Annotated in this window: 9 protein-coding genes, 1 tRNA gene and 1 other RNA gene; 10 read left to right on the top strand and 1 reads right to left on the bottom strand. The window is 40.4% G+C overall.

What is annotated here, in order from left to right:
* Window positions 1–55 precede the first annotated feature (55 nt).
* The 5 genes from HMPREF9423_RS07915 (at window position 56) to HMPREF9423_RS07900 (ending at window position 4,908) form a co-directional block, all read left to right on the top strand.
* Window positions 56–1,372: a CapA family protein gene (locus tag HMPREF9423_RS07915; protein ID WP_006148809.1), complete on the top strand. Its 1,317-nt coding sequence runs from the start codon at window positions 56–58 to the stop codon at window positions 1,370–1,372.
* 23 nt (window positions 1,373–1,395) lie between these two features.
* Window positions 1,396–2,223, top strand: a complete 828-nt coding sequence (locus HMPREF9423_RS07910; RefSeq protein ID WP_025170197.1) for an HAD family hydrolase — start codon at window positions 1,396–1,398, stop codon at window positions 2,221–2,223.
* Window position 2,224: 1 nt separating this feature from the next.
* Window positions 2,225–2,860 carry an SGNH/GDSL hydrolase family protein gene (locus HMPREF9423_RS07905; RefSeq protein WP_006148806.1) on the top strand — a complete coding sequence of 212 codons (636 nt, stop codon included), beginning with the start codon at window positions 2,225–2,227 and terminating at the stop codon, window positions 2,858–2,860.
* Window positions 2,861–2,920: 60 nt separating this feature from the next.
* Window positions 2,921–3,268, top strand: a transfer-messenger RNA (tmRNA) gene (gene ssrA, locus HMPREF9423_RS12020).
* A gap of 305 nt (window positions 3,269–3,573) precedes the next feature.
* Window positions 3,574–4,908, top strand: a complete 1,335-nt coding sequence (locus HMPREF9423_RS07900) for an Nramp family divalent metal transporter (protein ID WP_006148805.1) — start codon at window positions 3,574–3,576, stop codon at window positions 4,906–4,908.
* Between the two features lie 79 nt (window positions 4,909–4,987).
* Here HMPREF9423_RS07900 and HMPREF9423_RS07895 read toward each other — a convergent pair.
* Window positions 4,988–5,075: transfer RNA gene (locus tag HMPREF9423_RS07895), tRNA-Ser, on the bottom strand.
* A gap of 161 nt (window positions 5,076–5,236) precedes the next feature.
* Between HMPREF9423_RS07895 and HMPREF9423_RS07890 the strand changes: the two genes are divergently transcribed.
* The 5 genes from HMPREF9423_RS07890 (at window position 5,237) to HMPREF9423_RS0102190 (ending at window position 18,343) form a co-directional block, all read left to right on the top strand.
* A complete protein-coding gene (locus HMPREF9423_RS07890; RefSeq protein WP_006148804.1) occupies window positions 5,237–5,977 on the top strand; it encodes a DeoR/GlpR family DNA-binding transcription regulator in 741 nt (246 codons plus the stop codon).
* Window positions 5,974–6,885: a 1-phosphofructokinase gene (gene pfkB / locus HMPREF9423_RS07885; RefSeq protein ID WP_006148803.1), complete on the top strand. Its 912-nt coding sequence runs from the start codon at window positions 5,974–5,976 to the stop codon at window positions 6,883–6,885. The genes HMPREF9423_RS07890 and pfkB overlap by 4 nt, the downstream gene beginning before the upstream one ends.
* Window positions 6,882–8,837 (top strand): PTS fructose transporter subunit IIABC, encoded by a 1,956-nt coding sequence (locus HMPREF9423_RS07880; protein ID WP_006148802.1) that lies wholly within the window; start codon window positions 6,882–6,884, stop codon window positions 8,835–8,837. The genes pfkB and HMPREF9423_RS07880 overlap by 4 nt, the downstream gene beginning before the upstream one ends.
* Before the next feature lie 141 nt (window positions 8,838–8,978).
* Entirely contained in the window at window positions 8,979–11,261 is a 2,283-nt protein-coding gene (locus HMPREF9423_RS07875) for a DNA translocase FtsK (protein WP_420902916.1), read from the top strand.
* Window positions 11,262–11,587: 326 nt separating this feature from the next.
* The gene (locus HMPREF9423_RS0102190) at window positions 11,588–18,343 is read left to right on the top strand and encodes a SpGH101 family endo-alpha-N-acetylgalactosaminidase (protein WP_006148799.1); all 6,756 of its coding nucleotides are present in this window, start codon (window positions 11,588–11,590) and stop codon (window positions 18,341–18,343) included.
* Window positions 18,344–18,455: the final 112 nt, after the last annotated feature.

Below are 18,455 nucleotides of genomic sequence, written 5' to 3'. Positions count from 1 at the left end.
TGTCTGTGGTATAATAAAGTAAGGAGACTTGCATCAAAAAGCAAGGAGAAAAGATATGGAAAAACGTAGTAGAAGAAAAAAGCAATCAGGATTACCAGTTGTCAGAGAGTCTATCCAATTTTTCAAAAAATATCGACAGTGGAGTAATAAAAACTTTGTTGTTGTGTTGTTGATTGTTGTTGCGATTTCGATGGCTTTGACTTTATTAGCTCAAGGAATTAAGGGAGTTCCATTGTGGAATAGGAATGCACCTGCAGTGAGTCAGAATTCAGACTCTAATGGTAAGAATTCCGTAACGGAAGAAGAAACGAGTGTGCGCATCATGGCAAATGGTGACCTCCTCTACCATATTCCGATTTATCGAACTGCCCTAAAGGAAGATGGGACTTATGATTTTCATGAAAACTTTGAGTATGTAAAACCTTGGCTCAAACAAGCAGACCTAGTTATTGGTGATTTTGAAGGAACCGTAAATAAAGACCACTATCTTGCAGGTTATCCTTTGTTTAATGCACCAGGAGAAGTCATGGATGCTATAAAGGATGCTGGTTACCAAGTGTTAGACTTGGCTCACAATCATATCTTAGATTCTCAGATCGAGGGAGTTTTTTCAACTGCTGATGCTATCGAAAAAGCTGGAATGACACCAATCGGAGTTTACACCCACGAACCAAGAGATAAGGCGCCTATCGTCATCAAGGAAGTCAAGGGAATAAAAGTTGCTCTTCTAGCTTATTCTTATGGCTTTAACGGTATTGAAGAACATATTTCTAAAGAAGACTACGACAATCATCTTTCTGACCTCAATGAAGAAAAAATGAAGGCAGAAATTGAACGAGCTGAAAAAGAAGCAGATATAACGGTTGTTATGCCTCAGATGGGAATTGAGTATCAATTGGAACCAACAGAAGAGCAAAAGGAACTATACCATAAAATGATTGACTGGGGGGCTGATATTATCTTCGGTGGTCACCCTCACGTTGTTGAACCAGCTGAGACAGTTGAAAAAGCTGGAGATAAGAAACTCATCATCTATTCTATGGGGAATTTCCTATCGAATCAGCGTATTGAAACCATGCAGGATGAGGGAAATGCCAAATGGACAGAACGTGGCGTTCTCATGGATGTGACCATTAAGAAAAAAGCAGGAAAGACTACGATTGAGACTGCTAAAGCTCATCCTAGCTGGGTTAATAGAACACCAAAAGGAACTTATTCTCCAGAAGGTTATCCACTCTATCTATACCAGACCTATATCTTAGATGATTTCATTGAGGGTGGGAAATATCGTAGCCAGTTAGATGATGAAACCAAAGAACGGATAGACACAGCTTATACAGAAATGAATGAGCATGTAGGTTTGAAATGGTAGCAATGGAGAGCGATAAGAAAAAGATGGATATTAGAGTAATTGCGACGGACATGGATGGAACCTTGTTGGACCCCAAGGGACAACTGGATCTACCTCGTCTAGAAAAAATTTTGGACAAGCTGGACCAATGTGATATTCGTTTTGTCATTGCAACGGGAAATGAAGTTCATCGTATGCGACAATTACTGGGACATTTAGCAGAGAGAGTGGTTCTCGTAGTTGCTAACGGTGCTCGGATATTCGAGAACAATGAATTGATTCAAGCACAAACTTGGGATGATGCCATTGTTGATAAAGCTTTGGGCCACTTTAAAGGTAGGGAATGTCAGGATCAGTTTGTCGTAACTGCTATGAATGGTGGTTTTGTAAAGAAAGGCACTGTTTTTACAGAACTAGATAAATTTATGACTCCAGAGATGATTGAAAAGCTCTATCAACGAATGAACTTTGTCGATGAATTTGACTCCAGTCTCTTCGGTGGCGTTCTCAAGATGAGCATGGTAGTTGGTGAAGAGCGATTGGATTCAGTTTTACAAGAAGTTAATGACCTATTTAATGGGCATGTGCGAGCTGTTTCCAGCGGTTATGGCTGTATTGATATCTTACAGGACGGGATTCATAAAGCGTGGGGGCTAGTAGAATTGCTCAAACGTTGGAACTTAAAACCTGAACAAATCATGGCCTTCGGTGATAGTGAAAATGACATTGAAATGTTAGAGTTGGCAGGAATTTCATACGCTATGGAAAATGCAGAAGAGGCTGTTAAAGAAATTGCGACAAAATTAGCTCCAGCCAACAGTCAGGCAGGTGTTTACAAAGTTTTAGAGAACTGGCTAGAAAGAGGAGAATAACTTGGCAGTACAGCTATTAGAAAACTGGCTCTTAAAAGAGCAAGAGAAAATCCAAACCAAGTATCGTGAACTCAATCAGATTTCGGTAATTGAACCAGATATCATTTTTATTGGAGATTCTATTGTTGAGTATTATCCCTTGCAAGAATTACTAGGGACAACAAAGACTATTGTGAACCGAGGTATTCGAGGCTATCAAACTGGCCTTTTACTTGATAACCTTGATGCCCACCTATATGGTGATGCAGTGGATCAAATTGTGCTTTTGATTGGGACCAATGATATTGGGAAAGATGTTCCAATGAGTCAAGCATTAACAAATCTTGAAAGTGTAATTCAAAGTATTTCTCGTGACTATCCGCTGTCACAGATTAAGCTAGTTTCTATTCTGCCAGTTCATCAAGGGGAAGAATACAAACAGACAGTTTATATTCGTACAAATGAGAAAATCAAGGCCTGGAACCAAGCCTATCAAGAGCTAGCTTCTGCTTACATGCAGGTAGAATATGTATCTGTCTTTGAAGAGCTACTCGATCAGGAAGGGCAACTCAAATCAGACTATACAACAGATGGGCTTCACCTTAGCGTTTCTGGCTATCAGGCTCTAACGGAAGCTTTGAAAACTAGTCTTTCCTAGACATCTACTTGCATTTTTGCTTTTTTAACCTAGATAAGGTATAATATCTTTATAGTCTTTGGGGTCGTTACGGATTCGACAGGCATTATGAGGCATATTTTGCGACTCGTGTGGCGACGTAAACGCTCAGTTAAATATAACTGCAAAAAACAACACTTCTTACGCTCTAGCTGCCTAAAAACCAGCAGGCGTGACCCGATTCAGATTGCTCGTGTCTGATGACAGGTCTTAATTTTAGCGAGATACGATCAAACTTTGTCTAGCAGTTTGATAAGAGATTGATAGACTCGCAGTTCCTAGGCTTGAGTTATGTGTCGAGGAGCTGTTAAAACAATACATAACCTATGGTTGTAGACAAATATGTTAGCAGATGTTTGGACGTGGGTTCGACTCCCACCGGCTCCATTGATAATTTACATTGTTTTGTAAATCTTTCTAAAACGTTGTTTTTACAACGTTTTTTATTTTATTCTTTGGTATTCTTTTGCAAAAAAAGAATACAACATTTTGTTGTATCCTAAATATTAAATCAAGTCCTGAATTTTCTTAAGTTTTTATCATATTTTCTGTTATAATTAAGGTGCCTTAAGAAAAATAATGAAAAAACTAAATGTTTTTCATATAGTTTTCATTGTTTTAATAGTTTAAAGTCAATCTTATTTTTCTCTAATAGAAAATAATGAAAAAGTAGGTTTAGAAAGAGGCAAGTATCTATGTATTCTCATAAAAAAGTGTCACTCTCTGAGATTAATCAATCTATCGATACTCCAAATAACAATCATTTCTGGCAAAATTTAAAGGCCTTTTTAGGTCCGGGTGCTCTTGTCGCAGTTGGTTATATGGATCCAGGAAACTGGATTACCAGTGTAGTCGGTGGTGCTTCCTATAAGTATAGTCTCTTGTTTGTCATCTTTATTTCATCTCTTATTGCCATGCAGCTTCAGCAGATGGCAGGAAAACTTGGGATTGTAACCCAGATGGACCTGGCTCAAGCAACGGCTCATCACTCACCAAAGTGGTTGCGTTATAGTTTATGGGTGATTTTGGAGTTGGCCTTGATGGCGACGGATTTGGCAGAAGTTCTAGGTTCAGCCATTGCTCTCAATCTTCTCTTTAAGATTCCGATTATGATAGCCATCCTCTTGACGGTTCTAGATGTCTTTCTCTTATTGCTCCTGATGAAGTTTGCCTTTAAGAAGATAGAAGCTATCGTGACAACACTTATTTTAACGATTCTAGCAATCTTTACTTATCTAGTAGCTTTATCAAATCCAAGCTTCCAAGGAATCGCTGAGGGTTATTTACCCAATTCGACCTTATTTGAGAGTCCTTTGCCAGGACATGAAAGTCAATTAACATTAGCCCTTGGGATTGTAGGTGCGACGGTTATGCCCCATAACCTCTATTTGCATTCTTCCTTATCTCAAACTCGGAAAATCAATCACAAGGCCAAGGATGATGTTCGAAAAGCGGTGCGCTTTATGACCTGGGATTCAAATCTTCAACTGTCCTTGGCCTTTATCGTTAACTCCCTTCTATTAATCCTCGGGGCGGCTCTCTTTTTCGGCCATGCATCCGAGATTTCTGCCTTCTCTCAAATGTATAATGCCTTGCAGGATTCTACCATTGCGGGAGCTATAGCTAGCTCAACCTTATCAACCTTGTTTGCCTTGGCCCTATTAGCCAGTGGTCAGAATTCGACAATTACGGGTACCTTGACTGGACAAATCGTTATGGAGGGTTTCTTGCATATGAGATTGCCTCAGTGGTTCATTCGTTTGGCAACTCGTCTCTTTGCCTTGTTGCCTGTCATGATTGTAGCGGTTCTGTTTGGTCATCAGGAAAAAACCTTGGATCAGTTATTGGTATATTCGCAGGTCTTTCTTTCAATCGCTCTTCCGTTTTCAATCTTCCCTTTGATTTATCTAACTTCTAAGAAATCACTGATGGGCGAATTTACCAATGCCAAATGGAATACCATCCTTGGTTATATTGTTTCAATTATCTTAACAATTCTCAATGTGAAATTGTTATTTGATATTTTCTAAGAAATTCACCCAAGTTAGAAAACAAACATATAAGAAAAAAGATACCCAAGATTTCTTGGGTATCTTTTTTGAAAATAAACGGAAGACATGGGATTCGAACCCACGCACGCTTTAACACGCCTACCGCGTTTCCAACACGGCCTCTTAAGCCTCTTGAGTAATCTTCCATTGTTTACTAACCTAGTCTACCATAAAGCCTTCTTTCTTGCAAATTTATTTGAAGATGAGGAGCTAGTGACAGAAAATGAAAGAAAGTGACAAAAAATGCTTGACTTTGATATTTTTTATGATAGAATGAATAATGTAATCGTTAACAGGAGGTAAACTAGTGCTAAAAAGTGAACGAAAACAGGTGATTTTAGAAGAATTGAAACAGCATAAAATCGTCTCACTTGAGAAATTAGTAGGTTTGTTAGATACTTCAGAATCAACGGTCAGACGTGATTTAGATGAATTGGAGTCTGAAAATAAACTTCGTCGAGTGCATGGAGGAGCAGAGTTGCCTCACTCCTTGCAAGAAGAAGAAACCATTCAAGAAAAATCTGTCAAAAACCTTCAAGAGAAAAAGTTGATTGCTCAAAGAGCATCTTCCCTCATCAAAGAAAAAGATGTTATCTTTGTAGATGCAGGAAGTACGACAGCCTTTCTCATTAAAGAATTGGAGCGAAAAGACATTACAGTGGTAACCAATTCCATTCACCATGCGGTTCAATTAGTTGATAAGCAAATCCCAACAGTCATTATCGGTGGTGGAGTCAAGATGACAACTGATGCCAGTATCGGAGGAGTAGCTCTCAACCAGATTAACCAACTGCACTTTGATCGTGCCTTTATTGGAATGAATGGTGTAGATGAAGGTTACTTTACAACTCCAGATATGGAGGAGGGCGCTGTCAAGCGTGCTATCTTAGAAAATGCTAAACAGACATATGTTCTAGCAGATTCATCCAAGCTTGGTCAGTCTTGTTTTGCTAAGGTGGCTCCTATAAAACGTGCTATTGTCATTACAAGCAAGGATCATGAGCTCTTGTCAGCTATCAAAGAGAAAACGGAGGTAATAGAAGTATGATTTATACAGTCACACTCAATCCATCTATAGACTACATTGTCCGTTTGGACAAAGTGGAAGTTGGTAGTGTCAATCGTATGGATAGTGATGATAAGTTTGCTGGTGGTAAAGGTATCAATGTTAGCCGTGTCTTGAAGCGTTTGGATATTCCAAATACAGCGACAGGTTTCATCGGAGGTTTTACTGGAAAATTTATCACAGATACTTTAGCTGAAGAACAAATTGAAACGCAATTTGTCCAAGTGGCAGAAGATACGCGTATCAATGTTAAGATTAAAGCCGACCAAGAAACAGAAATCAATGGGACAGGCCCTAATGTTGAGCCCGAACAACTTGAAGAGTTAAAAGCCATTCTTTCAAGTCTGACAGCAGAAGATACAGTAGTATTTGCTGGATCAAGTGCTAAAAACTTGGGTAATGTTGTTTACAAAGAATTAATTGCTTTGACGCGTCAGACAGGCGCTCAAGTAGTCTGTGACTTTGAAGGTCAAACCTTGATTGATAGTTTGGATTATCAACCACTTTTAGTCAAACCAAACAATCATGAACTGGGAGCTATCTTTGGAGTCAAGCTTGAAAGCCTTGATGAAATAGAGAAATACGCTCGAGAATTGCTGGCTAAAGGTGCTCAAAACGTTATTATCTCTATGGCTGGTGATGGAGCCCTTCTGGTAACATCAGATGGAGCATACTTTGCTAAACCGATTAAAGGAACCGTGAAAAACTCAGTTGGTGCTGGTGACTCGATGGTTGCTGGATTTACGGGTGAGTTTGTCAAATCAAAAGACGCAGTAGAAGCCTTCAAGTGGGGAGTGGCATGTGGAACAGCGACCACCTTCTCAGATGATTTGGCAACTGCAGCATTTATTAAAGAAACTTATGAAAAAGTTGAGGTAGAAAAAAGATGAAAATTCAAGATTTATTGAGAAAAGATGTCATGTTGCTTGATTTGCAAGCAACTGAAAAAACAGCAGCTATCGAAGAAATGATTCATAGCTTGGTTGAACACGGATATGTGACAGATTTTGAAACCTTCAAAGAAGGAATTTTAGCGCGTGAAGCTTTGACTTCTACAGGCTTGGGCGACGGTATCGCTATGCCACACAGCAAAAATTCTGCTGTAAAGGAAGCTACAGTTCTCTTTGCTAAGTCGAACAAGGGTGTTGACTATGAAAGTTTAGACGGACAAGCAACTGACCTCTTCTTTATGATTGCTGCTCCAGAAGGTGCCAATGATACTCACTTGGCTGCCTTGGCAAAATTGTCACAGTATTTGATGAAAGACGGATTTGCTGATAAACTTCGTCAAGTAACATCAGCTGATCAAGTCATTGAACTCTTTGACCAAGCTTCAGAAAAAGCTCAAGAACCAGTTCAAGCTCCTGCAAATGAATCTGGTGACTTTATCGTAGCAGTTACAGCTTGTACAACAGGCATTGCCCACACATACATGGCCCAAGAAGCTCTTCAAAAAGTGGCTGCAGAAATGGGTGTTGGTATCAAGGTTGAAACCAACGGTGCAAGTGGTGTTGGCAACAAATTGACAGCAGAAGATATCCGCAATGCCAAAGCTGTTATCATCGCTGCAGATAAAGCAGTTGAGATGGATCGTTTCGATGGTAAACCATTGGTGAATCGTCCAGTTGCAGATGGTATTCGGAAGACAGAAGAGTTGATCAACTTGGCTCTTTCTGGTAATGCTGAAGTATATCGTGCTGCTAATGGAGCGCAAGCTTCAACAGCATCTAATGAAAAACAAAGTCTAGGTGGTGCCTTCTACAAACACTTGATGAGTGGTGTATCACAAATGTTGCCATTCGTTATTGGTGGTGGTATCATGATTGCCCTCGCCTTCTTGATTGATGGTGCTTTGGGGGTTCCAAATGAGAGCCTTGGAAATCTTGGTTCTTACCATGAACTCGCTTCAATGTTCATGAAAATTGGTGGTTCTGCCTTTGGTTTAATGCTTCCAGTATTTGCAGGATATGTTGCTTACTCAATCGCTGAAAAACCAGGTTTGGTAGCCGGTTTCGTAGCTGGTGCCATCGCTAAAGAAGGTTATGCCTTTGGTAAAATTCCTTACGCTCAGGGTGGTGAAGCAACTTCAGCTCTTGCAGGAGTATCATCAGGTTTCCTTGGAGCCCTCGTAGGTGGATTTATCGCAGGTGCCTTGGTGCTCTTGGTTAAGAAATACGTGAAGGTTCCTCGCTCACTTGAAGGTGCTAAATCAATCCTTCTCTTGCCACTTTTTGGAACAATCTTGACAGGCTTTGTCATGCTAGCTGTTAATATCCCAATGGCTGCAATCAACACTGGTATGAACAACTTCCTTGGTGGTCTTGAAGGTGGATCAGCTGTCCTTCTTGGAGTCGTTCTTGGAGGAATGATGGCTGTCGATATGGGTGGCCCTGTCAATAAAGCAGCCTACGTCTTTGGTACTGGTACTCTTGCAGCAACAGTGGCAACAGGTGGTTCAGTAGCCATGGCAGCAGTTATGGCTGGAGGAATGGTTCCACCACTTGCAATCTTTGTGGCAACGCTTCTCTTTAAGAATAAATTTACCAAAGAAGAACGTAACTCTGGTTTGACGAACATCGTTATGGGCTTGTCATTTATCACTGAAGGTGCGATTCCATTTGGTGCAGCAGACCCAGCTCGTGCTATCCCGAGCTTCATCCTTGGTTCAGCGGTAGCAGGTGGACTCGTTGGTCTTGCAAATATCAAACTCATGGCTCCTCACGGAGGAATCTTCGTTATCGCCCTTACTTCAAATGCTCTTCTTTACCTTGTCTTTGTCTTGGTAGGAGCAATTGTCAGTGGTGTAGTTTACGGTTACCTTCGTAAACCATTAGAAAAATAATCACAAACACATTCAAATGACTGAACACGAAAGTGGGCAGTCATTTTTTTAACCTCTCGAAAAGTTCATGAAATATGATATAATAGAAGCATGGCAAACAAGAATACAACTAAAACAAGACGAAGACCGTCTAAAGCAGAATTGGAAAGAAAACAAGCGATTCAACGAATGTTGATTTCCTTAGCTTTGGCTATCTGTTTAATTTTTGCTGCTCTTAAATGGGGAGCTGTCGGAATCACTGTTTATAACCTGATTCGCTTACTCGTAGGGAGTTTAGCATACTTAGCTATTTTCTCTCTCTTGATTTATCTATTCTTCTTTAAATGGATTCATAAACAAGAAGGCTTGCTAGCAGGTTTCTTCTTTATTTTTGCAGGCTTACTCCTCATCTTTCAAGCTTATCTTGTCTGGAAGCTTAGCATGGCAAATGCTATTTTTCAAGGAACGATTGGACAAATCTTTAAAGATTTAACCAGTTTTCAAGTAACCGGTTTTGCAGGGGGAGGCTTGTTAGGGGTAGGTCTCTACATTCCGGTAGCCTTTTTGTTCTCAAACATCGGTACCTATTTCATCGGGGCAATCTTAATCTTAATCGGAGCTCTTTTAATGAGTCCATGGTCTATCTATGATATTGCTGATTTTCTTTCAGCTCGATTTGCTATTTGGATGGAACGCCGTGAACAGAAAAAACAAGAGCGCTTTATCAAGCGTGAAGAAGAAAAGGCACGAAGAGAAGCAGAAGAGCAAGCAAGACTTGAAAAAGAAAGAGAAGAGCAGGCTTTGCTTGACATGCAGCCTGTAGATATGGAAACTGGAGAAATCTTATCAGACCAACCACTGCAAGAATTTCCTCCACTTCCAGAGGAGGAATGGGTAGAACCTGAGATTATTCTCCCGCAAGCTGATTTTGATTACCCTGAAGAAGGAGACTATCCAGAGGAAGAAGTTTTCTCTGAAGAAGATGATGACGAAGAGGTTGAAGTAGATTTTTCTGCTAAAAAGGCCTTGGAGTATAAGCTTCCAAGCTTGCAACTCTTTGCGCCAGACAAACCAAAAGATCAGTCAAAAGAAAAGAAAATCGTTCGAGAAAATATTAAAATTTTGGAAGAGACCTTCGCAAGTTTTGGTATTAAAGTGACTGTAGAAAGAGCGGAAATCGGTCCGTCGGTGACCAAGTATGAGGTTAAACCTGCAGTTGGTGTCCGTGTCAACCGTATTTCAAACCTAGCAGACGATTTAGCTTTGGCTTTGGCAGCTAAAGATGTCCGTATCGAAGCACCGATTCCTGGGAAATCCTTGGTAGGTATCGAAGTTCCTAACTCAGAAATTGCAACTGTATCCTTCCGTGAGCTTTGGGAACAATCTCAAACAAAACCTGAAAATCTTTTAGAAATTCCTCTTGGGAAAGCAGTCAATGGTACGGCTCGTAGTTTTGATTTGGCTAAAATGCCTCACTTGCTAGTGGCCGGTTCTACAGGTTCTGGTAAATCCGTTGCAGTTAATGGCATTATCGCAAGTATTTTGATGAAGGCCCGCCCTGACCAGGTTAAGTTTATGATGGTGGACCCTAAGATGGTTGAGCTTTCAGTATACAACGATATCCCTCATCTCTTGATTCCAGTTGTGACCAACCCTCGTAAGGCCAGCAAGGCCCTTCAAAAAGTCGTTGATGAGATGGAAAACCGCTACGAACTATTTGCTAAGGTTGGCGTTCGAAATATTGCCGGTTTCAATGCTAAAGTTGAGGAATTCAACGCTCAATCAGAGTACAAACAAGTGCCTCTACCTTTAATCGTCGTGATTGTGGATGAGTTGGCTGACCTCATGATGGTTGCTAGCAAGGAAGTAGAAGATGCCATTATCCGACTCGGACAAAAGGCGCGTGCAGCTGGTATTCACATGATTCTTGCAACCCAGCGTCCTTCAGTGGATGTTATCTCTGGTTTGATTAAGGCCAATGTGCCGTCACGTGTAGCATTTGCTGTTTCTTCAGGAACGGATTCACGTACGATTTTAGATGAAAATGGTGCGGAGAAATTGCTTGGTCGAGGGGATATGCTCTTTAAACCAATCGATGAAAATCACCCTGTTCGCTTGCAAGGTTCCTTTATCTCTGATGATGATGTGGAACGTATTGTTAGCTTCATTAAGGCTCAAGCAGATGCGGATTATGATGAAAGCTTTGACCCAGGAGAAGTATCTGAGACAGAAGGTGATTTTGGTTCTAGCGATGATGCTGGAGATCCACTTTTCGAAGAAGCCAAGGCTTTGGTTATTGAAACTCAAAAAGCAAGTGCATCCATGATTCAGCGCCGTCTATCTGTTGGTTTTAACCGAGCAACTCGATTGATGGAAGAATTAGAGATGGCTGGAGTTATTGGTCCTGCTGAAGGGACAAAACCTCGAAAAGTCTTACAACAATAAATTGTTTGAAAATAGAATAAAAATTCAAGAAATCACCTTTCGAAAATAGGGATAATCTACTCTAATTTTTCGAAGGTGATTTCTTTTTTTATGCCTATGATTATAGGTTTTCTTGTAGTAAAAGGACTTTCAATCTGGTTCGGAATTTTGATTTTACTTTTACTAATTTTAACTAATATAGTATTGATTTTTAAACTGATTTTTGATATATTAAAATGGTATAAGAAATATTTATATGTTTAAAAAATAAGCGAAAATAATGAAGGGGGTTATTTTTTTAAGACGAAATGCAAACGCTTACTTTTTAAGCAGAAAGGAAAAAAATAATGGATAAAAGGTTATTTGAAAAACGTTGTAAATATAGTATTCGGAAATTTTCATTAGGTGTTGCTTCTGTTGTCATTGGTGCTACATTCTTTGGAACAAGTACTGTTTTGGCAGATACAGCCCAAACTGGTTCTACTGCAAATATGCCAGCCGATTTAGCAGCTGCTCTGGCAAATGCAAAAGATGATAATGGACATGATTTTGAAGCACCAAAACCTGGAGAAGATCATGGTTCTCCTGAAGTTACCGAAGGACCAAAAACTGAAGAAGAATTACTGGAGAAAGAAAAAGAAGTTACAGCAAGTTCAGCAACTGAAAATGAACTTCCAAAAGATTTGCGTGAAAAACTCGATAAGGCTGAAGATAGTGGACATTCTGCTTCAAAAGATGATTTAGCAAAAGAAGATAAAAGTTTAGTTCCAGAAGATGTCGCTAAAACAAAAAACGGTGAATTGAACTACGGTGCGACTGTTGAAATTAAGAGCGAAGCTGGTACTGGTAGTGGTATTGTTATTGGAGAAAATCTTGTCTTATCAGTATCTCATAACTTTATCAAGGATGTTCCGGATGGCAATAATCGCAAGGTAGCAGACAACATCGAAAGTGATAAAGATGTGTATACAGTTTCTTATGAAGGTGCACCAGACGTTAAGTTTAGTAAAAATGATGTAAAACACTGGGACCGTGAAGGCTTCCTAAAAGGTTATAAAAATGACTTAGCTATTGTCAAACTTCGCAGTCCACTTGCAAATGCTCCAGTTGAAGTTGCGGATAAACCATCAACTGTCAAGACAGGAGATAAGGTACATGTGTTTGGCTATCCAAAAGGAAAGCTTGATCCAATCCTTAATACCACTGTCGAAGATATTAATGACCATGGAGAGGGCGTTCGTGGAATTAGCTATCAAGGAAGTGAACCTGGTGCCAGTGGTGGCGGAATCTTTGATGAAAATGGAAAATTAATTGGGATTCATCAAAACGGTGTATCTGGTAAACGTAGTGGTGGTATTCTTTTCTCACCTGCTCAATTAGAGTGGATTCAAAACTATATCAAAGGTATTGAAACAACTAAACCAGCGGGTCTAGATGCACTTGATAAACAAGTAGAAGATAAAGAAGAAAAACCAAAAGAGGACAAACCTCAGGAAGAAAAACCAGTTGAAAATAAACCAGCTGAGAATAAACCGGCTGAAAATAAACCAGCTGAAAGAAAAGAAGTCAAACCAGAATGGAAAACTGTTGATAAGAAGGAACAACAAGGAACAGTAGCAATTCGTGAAGAAAAAGGTGTTCGATACAATCAACTAGCTTCAACGGCTCAAAATGATAACGGTAAAAATCCAGCCTTGTTCGAAAAAGAAGGTTTGACAGTTGATGCTAATGGGAATGCTACAGTTGATTTAACCTTCAAAGAAGAGTCTGAAACAGGCAAGTCTCGCTTTGGTGTCTTCATGAAATTTAAAGATACTGATAACAATGTTTTTGTAGGGTATGACCAAGGCGGATGGTTCTGGGAATACAAGACAAACGGTAGCGGATTATGGTATCAAGGCGAACGTGTCGCTGCACCAGTGAATGGATCTGTTAACCATTTGACGATCAGTCTCAAATCGGACGGACAACTTAACGCAACAAACAATGATGTCAAGTTATTCGATACTCTTACCTTACCTTCTGCAGTTAATGACAAATTAAAAGATGAGAAGAAGATTGTTCTTAAAGCTGGAACATACAATAGTAGCGAAAGAACAATTGTAAACATTAAAACAGATGACCAAGAAGGCGTTAAAGCAGACCAAGAAGTCGCTGAAAAAGAAAAAGGCGATGAAGTCGATGATCGTAACGTGAAATACGATACAATTGAGTCTACTGTTTTGAAAGCAGTCATTGACCAAGCCTTCCCTCGTATTAAAGAATATGTCCTTAATGGCAACAAGCTTCCAGGTCAACTTCAACCAATTAATCAAGTTGTTATCAATAAGCATGCCGTAACTCCGGAAGTTACCTATAAAAAAGTAAATGCAACAACTGCTGAGTATGAAATGAAACTCCGTGATGAGGAAAATCTCATCAATGCAGATATGACTGTTCGTTTGCAAGTAGTGGGTAATCAACTTCACTTTGATGTGACTAAGATTGTCAACCATAACCAAGTAACGCCAGGACAGAAAATTGATGATGAACGTAAATTACTTTCTTCTATCAGCTTCCTAGGCAATGCCTTGGTATCTGTTTCAAGTGACCAACCTGGAGCTAAGTTTGATGGGGCAACCATGTCAAACAATACTCACGTAAGTGGTGACGACCATATCGAAGTAACCAATCCAATGAAAGAATTGGCCAAAGGTTACATGTATGGATTTGTTTCAACAGATAAACTTGCTGCTGGTGTATGGAGCAACTCACAAAACAGTTACGGTGGTGGTTCTTATGACTGGACACGTTTGACAGCCTACAAGAACACTATTGGTAATGCTAACTACGTTGAAATCCATAGTTCTGAATGGCAATGGGAAAAAGCACACAAAGGTATTGTCTTCCCAGCATATACTAAGGAACTTCCAAGTGCTAAAGTTGTCATCACAGAAGATGCCAATGCTGATAATAAAGTAGACTGGCAAGATGGTGCGATTGCATACCGTAGCATCATGAACAACCCTCAAGGTTGGGAAAAAGTTAAAAATATTACAGCCTACCGTATCGCCATGAACTTTGGTTCACAGGCACAAAACCCATTCCTGATGACCTTGGATGGTATCAAGAAGATTAATCTCCACACAGATGGTCTTGGACAGGGTGTCCTCCTTAAAGGTTACGGTAGTGAAGGACATGACTCAGGTCACTTAAACTACGCGGATATCGGTAAACGTATCGGTGGTACGGAAGACTTTAAAGCTCTTATTGAAAAAGCTAAAAAATATGGTGCCCACCTCGGTATCCATGTTAATGCTTCAGAAACCTATCCTGAATCAAAATACTTCAATGAAAATATCCTACGTAAAAATGCTGACGGTAGCTATAGCTATGGTTGGAACTGGCTTGACCAAGGTATCAATATCGATGCAGCCTATGACTTGGCTCATGGACGTTTAGCGCGTTGGGAAGAATTGAAGAAAGAATTGGGTGAAGGCTTAGACTTCATCTATGTCGACGTTTGGGGTAATGGTCAATCAGGAGACAATGGTGCTTGGGCAACTCACGTTCTTGCAAAAGAAATCAACCAACAAGGTTGGCGTTTTGCAATTGAGTGGGGCCATGGTGGTGAGTATGACTCTACCTTCCATCACTGGGCAGCTGACTTGACTTATGGTGGCTATACCAATAAAGGTATCAACAGTGCCATTACTCGCTTTATCCGTAACCACCAGAAAGATGCTTGGGTTGGTGATTACAGAAGCTACGGAGGTGCGGCAAACTACCCACTTCTAGGCGGATACAGCATGAAAGACTTCGAAGGTTGGCAAGGTCGTAGCGACTATAATGGTTATGTAACCAACTTGTTTGCCCACGATGTTATGACTAAATACTTCCAACACTTCACTGTTAGCAAATGGGAAAATGGTAAACCAGTAACCATGACTGACAATGGTGGTACTTACAAATGGACACCTGAGATGAAGGTTGAATTGGTTGATGAGGAAAACAACAAGGTAGTTGTTACTCGTAAATCTAATGATGTTAATAGCCCACAATACCGTGAACGAATTGTTACACTCAATGATCGTGTCATTCAAGATGGTTCAGCCTACTTGACTCCTTGGAACTGGGATGCCAATGGTAACAAGCTTACTGGGGACAAGGAAAAAATGTACTACTTCAATACTGAAAAAGGTGCAACAACTTGGACACTTCCTAGTGACTGGGCAAACGGTAAAGTTTACCTTTACAAACTAACAGACCAAGGTAAGACTGAAGAAAAAGAAGTGGCTGTCAAAGATGGTAAGATTACACTTGACCTTCTAGCAAATCAACCTTATGTTCTTTATCGTTCTAAACAAACTAATCCTGAAATGTCATGGAGTGAAGGAATGCACATCTATGACCAAGGATTTAACAGTGAATCTTTGGATCATTGGAAGATTGAAGGTGACGCTTCTAAAGCAACAGTTGTCAAATCTCAAGGTGCAAACCAAATGCTCCGCATCCAAGGCAATAAAGAAAAAGTTAGTCTCACTCAAAAATTGACTGGCTTGAAACCAAATACTAAATATGCTGTCTATGTCGGTGTGGATAACCGTAGTGATGCCAAAGCAAGCATTACTGTTAACACTGGTGAGAAAGAAGTGACCAACTACACGAACAAGTCACTGGCCCTTAACTACGTTAAAGCTTATGCTCATAATACTCGTACTGATAATGCAACAGTTAATGATAGAAGTTACTTCCAAAACATGTATGCCTTCTTCACAACAGGTTCAGATGTATCAAATGTAACTTTGACCTTGAGTCGTGAAGCAGGAGATGAAGCAACTTACTTCGATGAAATCCGTACCTTCGAAAATGACTCTGCTATGTATGGTGATGGTCATGATACCGCAACAGGCGTTTTCAAACAAGACTTTGAAAATGTCGGACAAGGTATCTTCCCATTTGTCATCGGTGGAATCGAAGGTGTTGAAGATAACCGTACTCACTTGTCTGAAAAACATGGTCCATACACACAACGTGATTGGAATGGCAAGAAAGTTGATGACGTTATCGAAGGAAAATGGTCACTCAAGACAAATGGTCTTGTTAGCCGTCGTAACTTGGTTTACCAAACAATTCCACAAAACTTCCGCTTTGAAGCAGGTAAGACCTACCGTATCACTTTTGACTACGAAGCTGGATCAGATAATACTTACGCATTTGTTGTAGGTAAGGGAGAATTCCAATCTGGCCGTCGTGGTAGCCAAGCAAGCGATCTCGAAATGCATGAATTACCAAACTCATGGACAGATTCTCAAAAAGCGAAACGTGCGACCTTCCTTGTGACAGGTGCTGAAACTGGCGATACTTGGGTAGGTATCTACTCTACAGGTAATGCTAGCAACACTCGTGGTGACTCTGGTGGTAATGCTAACTTCCGTGGTTACAATGACTTCATCATGGATAGACTTCAAATTGAAGAGATTGTCTTGACAGGTAAGATGATGACAGAAAATGCTGTCAAGAATTATCTTCCAACTGTAGCCATGACTAACTACACCAAAGAAAGTATGGATGCTTTAAAAGAAGCAGTCTTCAACCTCAGTCAAGCAGATGATGACATTAGTCTGGAAGAAGCTAAAGCAGAAATCGATAAGGTCAATGCTCTTAAAGATGCTTTAGTAATGAAGAAAACAGCTCTTGTAGCAGATGACTTTGCAAGTCTTTCAGCTCCTGCTCAGGCTGGTGAAGGTCTTGAAAATGCCTTTGATGGTAACTTGTCTAGTCTATGGCATACATCATGGGGCGGAGGCGATGTTGGTAAACCAGCAACAATGGTCTTGAAAGAACCAACTGAAATTACAGGCTTCCGTTATGTTCCACGCGGTTCAGGTTCAAATGGTAATTTGAGAGATGTGACTCTTGTTGTTACTGATGAAACAGGTAAGGAGCATACCTTCAATGCAACTAATTGGGCTGATAATAACAAACCAAAAGATATCGACTTTGGTAAGACTATCAAAGCTAAGAAGATTGTCCTAACTGGAACAAGAACTTATGGAGATGGTGGTAATCAATATCAATCAGCTGCAGAATTGATCTTTGCTCGTCCTCAAGTTGCTGAAGCAGGTCTTGACACAAGTGCATATGAAGCAGCCTTGGCTAAAGCTCAAAAATTGACTGATAAGAGCAATCAAGAAGAAGTGGCAAGCGTTATTGCTAGCATGAAATATGCAACAGATAACCACCTCTTAACAGATCGAATGGTGACATTCTTTGCAGAGTATCTGGATCAATTGAAAGATTCAACTCCAGATCCGAAACCAACTCCAGATCCAGAGCCAACTCCAGATCCAGAACCAATTCCAGATCCGAAACCAACTCCAGATCCGAAACCAACTCCAGATCCAGAGCCAACTCCAGATCCAAAACCAACTCCGGATCCAGAGCCAACCCCAGATCCGAAACCAACTCCAGATCCAGAGCCAACTCCAGATCCAGAACCAACTCCAGATCCAGAGCCAACTCCAGATCCAGAGCCAACTCCAGATCCAAAACCAACCCCAGATCCAGAGCCAACTCCAGATCCGAAACCAACTCCAGATCCAGAGCCAACTCCAGATCCGAAACCAACTCCAGAACCTGAAGTTCTTTCAAGTAAGGGAGAACAGCAACCACCAGTAGTTGAAATTCCTGAATTTACAGGTGGAGTTAATGTTGCAGAAGTGGCTGTTTATGACATTCCAGAGTTCAAGGGTGGCGTTAATTGGGTTGAAGCTGCTAAGAATGAGGTCCCAGAATTCAAGGGTGGAGCTAATTGGGTTGAAGCTGCTAAGAATGAGCTCCCAGAGTTCAAGGGAGGAGTTAATTGGGTTGAAGCTGCTAAGAATGATGTTCCTGAGTATAAAGAAACATTAGGTGCAGGAGACAATCAGACAAGTCCAGTTGCAGAAAAACTTGATCAGAAACCTGCTCTTACACCAACACCTGCTATGCAAGCAGCACAAAAAGAAGCAGATCAGTCTAAACTTCCTGAAACTGGTGAAGGCACAACTGAACACCTCTTCCTAGCTGGTCTTACATTAGCAATGTCTGCTCTATTTCTTCAAAAAAGAAAAGAAGATTAAAATATAATAGAGTTTTATACTATGAAAACTCAAACTCCTAACTTATTGTAATGGAGAAAACCAAACACCTAGAGAGGACCTCTTGGTCCTCCCTTTTTAAAAGGGAAATGAT

The organism is Streptococcus infantis ATCC 700779 (genome assembly GCF_000187465.1).
In the GTDB taxonomy this organism is placed as follows: Bacteria; Bacillota; Bacilli; order Lactobacillales; family Streptococcaceae; genus Streptococcus; species Streptococcus infantis.
The sequence above is the reverse complement of the archived record's forward strand: the minus strand, read 5'-3'. Positions and strand labels throughout refer to the sequence as shown.